The organism is Nocardia abscessus NBRC 100374, from assembly GCF_000308455.1.
Taxonomy (GTDB): domain Bacteria; phylum Actinomycetota; class Actinomycetes; order Mycobacteriales; family Mycobacteriaceae; genus Nocardia; species Nocardia abscessus.
In genome coordinates this window covers 1-519 of the sequence record NZ_BAFP01000053.1, presented here as the reverse complement: position 1 = coordinate 519, position 519 = coordinate 1, and the positions used below count along the sequence as shown (strand labels likewise).

Here is a 519-nt window from a genome sequence, read left to right as displayed (position 1 = left end):
TGCGCCACCGGACGGCGCTCGATGGTCACACCCGCCGCATCGGCGACCGCGTCGGCGAGCGCGAACGCGTCGGCGGCCTCGACCGGGCGGCCCGGCCCCCAGGGCCCGCGCGGCTCGCGGCGTCCAGTGAGGACGGCGGCCACGTGCACCGGCTGGTGGGGCAGCGAATCGAGCAGTTCGGCGATCTCGTCGGCGGTGGGACGCCGGTCCACCGGGAGCGGCTCGATCGCCCTGGTGTTCGCCCCGGGCAGCACGACCTGCGCGATGCCGTAGATGGCGAGATCGCGTGCTCCCCGCGAGATGTTGCGGGCGGCCACTTCGAACAGACCGGGCAGCAGTGTGGTGGCCAGTTCGGAACGCTCCACGTCCAGCGGATTGAGCACCTTGGTGGTGACGCGGCGCGGATCGTCGGCGTCCAACCCCCAGGTGTCGAACACCCCGGCGGGCAGGAACACCGGCGGCGGAACCTCGACGGCGCCCGCGAACGCCAGCGCGCGGCTGACGGCGCGGCGGCGGCGC

The 519-nt window shown here is 74.8% G+C and carries 1 pseudogene; it reads right to left on the bottom strand.

Annotation, left to right across the window (positions count from 1 at the left end):
- Positions 1-519: pseudogene (locus ON19_RS10805) on the bottom strand (phenylalanine--tRNA ligase subunit beta); the annotation flags it as partial.